The following is a 7,218-nucleotide window of genomic DNA, read 5'->3' as shown; positions in this document are numbered from 1 at the left end:
AGCCGGAAGTAGGGGAATTAGTAAAGCATTTTATAGAGAATGTTGAAAAAACCCCGCAAACCCCGTCAAACCCCGCAAATCCCCAACCAGTAAGGAACGCAAACCCCTCACAAACCCCGCCAAACCCCGTCAAACCCCGCACTAATTCCACATCAGAAAAGCGATCAGCTCAGGAGTTTAAGGTTGGAGATAAGGTTGTTGTCGCAGGGCCAGCGGGTATGTACAAAGGTGCTTGTGGTGAAATCGTAAATATTTGCTGGACTGTGGCAGGTCAAGAATGCCGGGTGCAGTTCGATAAAGAAGTACGCGGTAGCTTGCGAGCGGACATTCAAGCCAGGGACTTGATGAACCAGCCCACTAAAAATTGAGTAGCTAAAAAGTTACCCAAAGGATATATGTAACCGGAGGGTGGCGGCTATTTTTCCAAATTTTCGTCGGAGTCTATGGACTTCGGCGGAGTTTGCTCGCGAAAATTCGGAAAAATCCCGCTAGAGATTAGAGCGCCCTGAGTCTTTGCTTTTTAGCAGATTTCAGTTGTGCTTTGAGACTTTCGACTTCCCGCTGCAATTGCTTTTTTTCCCATCCCAGCCTTTCCGCGCAACAGTGCAAATATCGAAACTCCATCTCCTTAGCACAGTCGTAATCGGGTGAGTCCTCGTCCTCAAAAGGCTCTAGCTTCCGATACATATTGTCCTGACCATCAAGATAGCGGGCAATTTCCATGACTTGAGGCGCTAAAGAAACTGGCACTCTAATGGTCTTACAATCGCGTGTAGACCATTTGGAAGGTCGCCCAGCCCCAATCCGCTTTCCACCCCGCCCAGCCTGTTTAACTGATTTAATCATACAATCAAGGAAAATATTGATTAAGAGAGACAATTCAAAAATAGCTGTATCTACCGAGATATATAGCTTCTATTATCTTAATTTGTTTATTTATTTTTACTTCGTATACCGGGTATCACTCAACCCGGTTGCAAGCGAGCACTCAGTCGCGGCCGGGGGGCGGGCCACAAGAGCTGTCCCCCGGCCCACGTTCTCATATTATTTCTAGATGTAGTTACATATAGTTTTATAGGTAACTATTACAATTACCTATAAGCAATTTGTATGTAACTACTGTGTAACTAAGCTTGGTTACATACTATAATGGTTACATACAACGTTAGGTAACTCAATATGACTTTTTCAGTAGTGCAGGGAATTTTAGAACCAGAATATGGCAGCATGATACAGATTGACACAAAGTGCTGGTTTACTTGGCTTACAGAGAATGATTCTTTTCGCTACGAATCGAATAATCATCCTTCCTTCAGAGCGCGTAAGGAAAAAAAATACTGGTACGGTTACAGAAAAGTAGACGGCAAGTTGTATAAGCGTTACATAGGGATTAGCAATGAAGTTACCCAAGACAGGTTAGAACAAACTGCTGAAGAGTTCGTGGAAATAAGCACTCCCGACAAAACAGAGCGCAAAGCCAGCAAAAAAGAAGTTACACAAACAGTCGAGAAAAAGGTTACAGACACAGTTACACACGACCGAATAGCAGCGCTTGAGGCTCGATTGCAACTGATGGAGGAACGCTTGGGAAAATTGAAGGCTTGAGTGAAACAGACTCCGAATCACTCAAGCCAGTTACAGAGGAAGTTACAGAGCTGCAAGAAAAACTCGCTGCTGCTGACCGACTGCTAGCTAAAAAAAATCAAGAAATTGCCGAACTCAACGCACGGCTGGTAGCAGCCAATCAGAAAATTTCGGAGCGAGACGAGGAAATCGAACGGCTAGAATCCGAAATTGCCAGCCGATCGGAAGAAATTTCTACCAGTTCAGCGCCGATCGCGATCGGTGTAGAATTCCCCGAAGCAGCCGACTTGCTCAATCAGTTGAAGGGCAAGCGCAAAAAATCAAAGGCAGAGCTGGCAGATGTGGCTACAATCTTAGAAATTTTGGAGGAAACTCAAAATGAGCAAAATTGAACTTGACCGATGCGGGAACTGGTACAGCTTTAAAATCTGGCCCGACGGACGCGGTGAGGGACGGCGAAGATTTATTGATAATGAATCTAGAATTCTCAATCGCTGCGACCTTGACCTAAAAGCGTGGCATCTAGCTTGGTGGCAACCACGTCACGAACGAATTGCTCGCAGAATGGCAAGGATGATGATTGCTAGCCCTGATTAGAATTGCTGATGAATGGTTTAGGCGACAAGGGAAAGCTTAGACAGGTTTTCCTCCGCCCCTACCTCATCAGAAATTCTGAACTATTGACTTTTGTATCGACTTAAGAGCCACTAACAATTTGCTGTATATTCAGATTAAGGAAGATGTTGCGCGACTGGTAAGCGATTGGACCCGCTTAACAAGTCACGACTTCCCCAAACCGTTGATTCAGAACGTTTGGAGCCACAAAAATCATGACACAGAAACCGCCCCCAAATGACGGGCGATCGCAATTCTTTATGGGTGACAACGCCCTAAAACTTGACTCGCTTAAACGGACGGCGGAACAGTTAGGGCTAGCTCCCTATGCTTCACTTTATGGCGACAAACGTTGTAAGTCTACTTGGATAAAGCTTCTAGGCAGCAGCGACTTACACCCACTTACGCCACGCTACACAGAGAAATCTCAGCCAATCAATATCAAATTTGCGATCGCACTTTTTATGGGTGCGATGGTTTTGCTATTTCTGCTCAAACCTTTACATAACAAGGTTTTTCCGATTCAAGTAACCATTCAATTTGGAGCAAAATAATGTCACTACAACTACGACTGTTTGGTGGCGGTCAAGCTACTGGAAAAATTACCAGTGGCAACGATGGCAACCACAGCATTGATAAATCAAAAGTTCTTGCTGCTACCGACGCGGGGGCAATCTCTCCGATGAATCCTGGTAATTTTGGTAGTATCCGCACCGCACCCGTAGTTCCAGAACCTCGCTACTTTGATAAAGAGGAAGCCTCCAGACTAAAGGAATTGGCAAAAGAAAAGACCGAAGGCGCTCGCCATGCCAAGAAAGCTTACAAATCTCTGTCAAAGATTGAAGTGGCAGACGCGACCGTACACAAGAGCCACCGCAAGTATGAAAAAGTAGTGGCGAACGAAGAACTGGGCAAGCTTCGAGCTAACGCTGGACTTGCTAAAAAGCTGCACGGTTTGCGCCCTGGCTATGCCCGCTTAGGGATGGGAATTGATAAAGCTGATAAATCTGCCCGGACTCAAATTGACGAAATTAAAGCCAAGCTACTGGGGGCGAACTAATGACTCGCATCTATGACTACTATCCCAACGACAAATTCCCAGTGGACAATTTAGCCATCAGTATCGCACTATTGCGGGGGGCAAAAATTAGGGCGCGGGGACAATCTAATTTAGATAGACCCAAGCAGCAATTGATGAATAAAGCTAGCGCTGCCATTGATGAAGCTGTACAAGCGCTTGAAGCTCTACGGATTGCAGTATTAGGAGGCTCTAACTGATGAGAGCGATGTACTTGGCAAATTATTTTATCGCCGGGTGCATCGCTTCCTCCCTTCTGGGATGGGTAGCGAGTTTGCATCCGATGGCATTCAGAGCGATCGCTTTTTTGCTGGCAGCAGTAGGAATTATCTGGGCGAGCGCGTGGCTCCTGGACTACTCTTTAAGCCAGTTTTTAAAGATATCTATTCAACAGTTGCAAGCAGTGCTGATAGGCGTTCTAGCCGTTCTAGTCGTAGGTTTGGGGGTGTTTTTATGCTCCTGAAGATGATAGTTTTATCAAGTTCAGCATTGATGCTATGGCTAGCTCCTTTGGTTGGACTCGATAAAAAAGTTGGCTGGCATAAGTCCATTCAGGGTTTAAGCCTCAGCGCTGCTGTTGCTTGTGCTGTGTCCGCTGGCAATATCGCCCGCCAATTGGCTGATGAGTCTGAAATCCAGGAACTCAAGACACGCGCTATCAAAGCTGATGTCGAGGACGAGATAGCGACAGAGGTCTATGTTTCACAAGCGCAACGCCAGCAAGAAGCAGAAGCGATTCTCAATCCTGTGGAACGCCTCGAACGCGCACTAGCTCTAAGTTGTGGAAATGAGGATGGTGCAGCGAACGTTCAGAACGAAATACAAGCTGAGGACACGGAAGAACGGCGCGCTGAACGGGTACTAGAACTCAAAGCGAAGGGATGGGGTAAAGCCAAAATCATCCTTGAAGTTTGGGGAGTGTCCAAAGGAGGGAGCCAAAAATACAAAGATGCTGAAACTTTGTACGAGCGTTTAATAAATGGCGAAACTTGATACTCTAAAAAGATGGATATAACTCCCCACATCCAATTTGTTGAAGATATGTTCGACCTCTGCACTGAGGGGCCGAATGGGATACTAAATGCGCTGTTTGTGGGGAAACCGATTCCAAAAGCAAAACGGAAGCTATATATGAGCTTTTGGCAACCAGTCATCTGGAAAATTGGGAAAAGTATCAAAAAAACAGTCAAAGAACTCCTGAGAGCTTGGCTAGGAACCCACTTTTTCGAGCTGCTAGTTGATATTTTTGTATGGCTTACAGAGGTATTAGCAGACGATACTGATACCGAACTCTGCAAAATTGAAGCTAGTCGCGACCCCCCGCTAGTCTTTGTTCCTATTCCCAAGCTGATTGAATGCAATGGTTGCGCTCGCAGCGATTTAAATCCGTTCGCTTATTTTTAGCGAGCGGTTCCAGCCTAAATGCTCCGTTTTCACAAACTCAAGTAAACAAACCAAAAACCGCTGCATCAATTGGAACCTGAGAACAGCGGCTTTGGTGGTCTTGTAAACCTTTAACCTACCTGTCCAGGGGGCAGGCTAAATTCATGACTTATTCTAGCACTATCAATGCTCAAGCTTTCACTGACCCACTAACCACCCAACATCTGGCGCAGGTTGAATCCCGTGGGCTGCTTAACGACTGGACGGGAGCAACCTGTCGGAGCATCAGCCATTCCGAGGCAAAGGTATATGTGGGGAATAACGCTCCCAGCGCTGGCATCCTCTTTATGGGAGCGAACGGGCAGATTCAATTTAAACCGGACAAGCCCAGGAAAAACAGAAAGGGTAAACCCATAAAATACGAGTCTGTACTAGGCAGCGAATTCGACGCGCTACTCCCGAAACACCCTACAAACAAGGATTATTGGACAAAAGAAAACCTCCTCAAAGTTTGTTACTGGATTAACGACCGTCCCTATGTCCTCGCTACCGAGGGGCCTTTTAAAGCGATCGCCGGATGTGCCAATAATTTACCGACAGTTGCCCTACTGGGAGTAGAGATGGGCTTATCTGGCAAAGTCAACGACGTAGAGGGTAAGCGGCACTTAGTAGCAACGCTCAGAATGCTCGCAGAATGGGGCTTTGGCTTAATTATTGCCTTTGATGCAGATGCAGCCACCAATCTAAACGTGAGAGCGGCCGAACGGAAATTAGCCCGACAATTGGCTAAATTTGGAGTGCCAGTGCGTAGCATAACGGGTGAATGGGATGCGGGCCCCAACGGAGAATTTAAAGGGATGGATGACTTTATCCAAAGAAAGGGAATTGAGCAATTCCGAGAAATCCTCAGCAAAGCCAAGCTATTCGAGGAAAAATACAGCGAGAGCAACGACGAACCCCCAAAACGAAAGCCGCCAACTCCAAAACAAACCGCCCGGCAGCTAGCCGAAGACTACGGACATCACTGGAAATTTGACAACGAAACGAAAGCTTGGCGGATATGGAACGGGCAGCACTGGGAGCCAACCGACGACGGCAATGTGGAAACCCTTGTAAAAGCGACGATTGACGCGCGAGGCATCGAATACAAAGGATTTAGCTACATTGCCGACACCATAAAGCTTTTAGCTACTGATTTACGAGTGAAGCGCTGGCAGATGTGGGAGCGAGCGCGGTACATCGCATTTAATAATCTGGTACTAGACACCAAGACAGGAAAAACACTGGAACACTCGCCGAGTATGGGTTTCACTTCCTGTCTGCCTTATGTATACAAACCGTATACAGCAATGTCTACAGATATTTTGGAAAACCTCAAAGGGAATTGCCCAAATATTTACCACTGGATGAACACTGCAATGCAGGGCAACCGCAAGAAAATTCTTAAACTGCTGGCAGTTGTGAACGGGTTGCTTAAATTCAAATTCTTTGACCTGCAAATGTTTGTGCATTTAATTGGAAAACCGGGCAGCGGTAAAGGTACGTTTATCCGACTGTTGCAAAAAATTGTAGGGCGGGATAACTGGAAAGGTTGCAAACTCAAAGCCCTTGACGACGGCTCAACAATGGCAAGCATCATTAATAAGCAGCTAGTCAGCGCCCCAGACGAGCGCACCGCATCAGGAGTTGACTCCATTCTGTCTCTCACCGGGGGAGATGCCATAGGATACCGGGAAGTTTACAAACAAGCCTCCGATGCTTTTTTCTACGGACTGCTAATTATTGGTAGCAATCATCCAATTTTTGTAGGGGACACAACAGGACTAGACCGCCGACTGTGCCTAATTCATTTTGACAACCCCTTACCTACAGCTCAGAGAAATTCTGAGATAGAGGCCGCTATGGACGCCGAGATTTCCCAGTTAATTGCAGTGGCCCTGACACTCGCGGACTCTGAAGTTACCGAGGTAATCCAAGGGAAGGGCAACAGCCAGATTGCAGAATTCCAACTACAGGAATGGGAGATGAAAACGCAAACTAACAGTGTGGCCGCTCACTTTGACGACTGCCTGATTCTTGACCCAGCAGCCTCGACACCTACAGGCAAGATTTACGACCATTACAAAGAATGGTGCAGCAGCGGACTCAAAGCGGTATCGCACATTAAATATCCCAAGATGCTTAGCGAACTGTGCAATGACTACTTAGAATTAACCTCTGTGCAATGGGAAAAACACCGAGGCCGGAGCTTTTTTAAAGGACTGCGACTCCGAGACGAAAGCGACACGCAAACATCAACACACTCAGATTTATTGCAATCTGGCATCCCCAAACCCAAAAATGACGGGGTTTGCGAGGCAAATGACGGGGTTTGTGCGGGGTTTGTGAGGGGTTCAGAACCCTTACCAGTTGGGAATTACAGCGATTTGTCAGGGTTTGAGCGTCAAAACTTTCTAGAAAAATCTACCGAGGTGGAAGTACAGCCGGAAGTAGGGGAATTAGTAAAGCATTTTATAGAGAATGTTGAAAAAACCCCGCAAACCCCGTCAAACCCCGCA

The 7,218-nt window shown here is 46.6% G+C and carries 12 protein-coding genes; 11 read left to right on the top strand and 1 reads right to left on the bottom strand.

Translation table 11 applies throughout. The annotated features are described in order from the left end of the window. Positions 1-368: hypothetical protein (locus Q5691_RS27000; protein ID WP_333348273.1), on the top strand; the 368-nt coding region annotated here is incomplete at its 5' end. 127 nt (positions 369-495) lie between these two features. Here the strand turns inward: Q5691_RS27000 and Q5691_RS26995 are convergent. Continuing rightward, positions 496-750 (bottom strand): hypothetical protein, encoded by a 255-nt coding sequence (locus Q5691_RS26995; RefSeq protein ID WP_333348270.1) that lies wholly within the window; start codon positions 748-750, stop codon positions 496-498. 429 nt (positions 751-1,179) lie between these two features. Between Q5691_RS26995 and Q5691_RS26990 the strand changes: the two genes are divergently transcribed. The 10 genes from Q5691_RS26990 to Q5691_RS26945 form a co-directional block, all read left to right on the top strand. Beyond that, positions 1,180-1,605: a hypothetical protein gene (locus tag Q5691_RS26990; RefSeq protein WP_333348268.1), complete on the top strand. Its 426-nt coding sequence runs from the start codon at positions 1,180-1,182 to the stop codon at positions 1,603-1,605. After that, complete coding sequence (locus Q5691_RS26985; protein ID WP_333348265.1) at positions 1,602-1,976, top strand: flagellar alpha dynein; 375 nt, start codon at positions 1,602-1,604, stop codon at positions 1,974-1,976. The genes Q5691_RS26990 and Q5691_RS26985 overlap by 4 nt, the downstream gene beginning before the upstream one ends. Next, entirely contained in the window at positions 1,963-2,181 is a 219-nt protein-coding gene (locus tag Q5691_RS26980) for a hypothetical protein (RefSeq protein WP_333348262.1), read from the top strand. Before Q5691_RS26985 ends, Q5691_RS26980 begins: the two co-directional genes overlap by 14 nt. 233 nt (positions 2,182-2,414) lie before the next feature. Then, a complete protein-coding gene (locus Q5691_RS26975; protein ID WP_333348259.1) occupies positions 2,415-2,753 on the top strand; it encodes a hypothetical protein in 339 nt (112 codons plus the stop codon). Continuing rightward, positions 2,753-3,259 (top strand): hypothetical protein, encoded by a 507-nt coding sequence (locus tag Q5691_RS26970; RefSeq protein WP_333348256.1) that lies wholly within the window; start codon positions 2,753-2,755, stop codon positions 3,257-3,259. Before Q5691_RS26975 ends, Q5691_RS26970 begins: the two co-directional genes overlap by 1 nt. Further along, positions 3,259-3,477 carry a hypothetical protein gene (locus Q5691_RS26965; protein WP_333348253.1) on the top strand — a complete coding sequence of 73 codons (219 nt, stop codon included), beginning with the start codon at positions 3,259-3,261 and terminating at the stop codon, positions 3,475-3,477. Before Q5691_RS26970 ends, Q5691_RS26965 begins: the two co-directional genes overlap by 1 nt. Beyond that, positions 3,477-3,740, top strand: a complete 264-nt coding sequence (locus Q5691_RS26960; RefSeq protein ID WP_333348250.1) for a hypothetical protein — start codon at positions 3,477-3,479, stop codon at positions 3,738-3,740. The genes Q5691_RS26965 and Q5691_RS26960 overlap by 1 nt, the downstream gene beginning before the upstream one ends. Further along, entirely contained in the window at positions 3,731-4,270 is a 540-nt protein-coding gene (locus Q5691_RS26955; RefSeq protein WP_333348247.1) for a hypothetical protein, read from the top strand. The genes Q5691_RS26960 and Q5691_RS26955 overlap by 10 nt, the downstream gene beginning before the upstream one ends. 12 nt (positions 4,271-4,282) lie before the next feature. Then, complete coding sequence (locus tag Q5691_RS26950; protein ID WP_333348244.1) at positions 4,283-4,681, top strand: hypothetical protein; 399 nt, start codon at positions 4,283-4,285, stop codon at positions 4,679-4,681. 143 nt (positions 4,682-4,824) lie between these two features. Beyond that, the coding region (locus Q5691_RS26945) for a DUF3854 domain-containing protein (RefSeq protein ID WP_333348241.1) at positions 4,825-7,218 on the top strand (2,394 nt) is incomplete at its 3' end.

Source organism: Microcoleus sp. w1-18aA5, from assembly GCF_036701705.1.
Classification (GTDB): domain Bacteria; phylum Cyanobacteriota; class Cyanobacteriia; order Cyanobacteriales; family Microcoleaceae; genus Microcoleus.
This window is presented reverse-complemented; position numbering and strand designations above follow the sequence as displayed.

Bases quoted from the DNA above. Each gene is read 5' to 3' on its own strand.
- Q5691_RS26975 (WP_333348259.1), top strand. From the start codon at position 2,415: ATGACACAGAAACCGCCCCCAAATGACGGGCGATCGCAATTCTTTATG.
- Q5691_RS26990 (WP_333348268.1), top strand. From the start codon at position 1,180: ATGACTTTTTCAGTAGTGCAGGGAATTTTAGAACCAGAATATGGCAGC.
- Q5691_RS26965 (WP_333348253.1), top strand. From the start codon at position 3,259: ATGACTCGCATCTATGACTACTATCCCAACGACAAATTCCCAGTGGAC.
- Q5691_RS26970 (WP_333348256.1), top strand. From the start codon at position 2,753: ATGTCACTACAACTACGACTGTTTGGTGGCGGTCAAGCTACTGGAAAA.
- Q5691_RS26950 (WP_333348244.1), top strand. From the start codon at position 4,283: ATGGATATAACTCCCCACATCCAATTTGTTGAAGATATGTTCGACCTC.
- Q5691_RS26980 (WP_333348262.1), top strand. From the start codon at position 1,963: ATGAGCAAAATTGAACTTGACCGATGCGGGAACTGGTACAGCTTTAAA.
- Q5691_RS26960 (WP_333348250.1), top strand. From the start codon at position 3,477: ATGAGAGCGATGTACTTGGCAAATTATTTTATCGCCGGGTGCATCGCT.
- Q5691_RS26955 (WP_333348247.1), top strand. From the start codon at position 3,731: ATGCTCCTGAAGATGATAGTTTTATCAAGTTCAGCATTGATGCTATGG.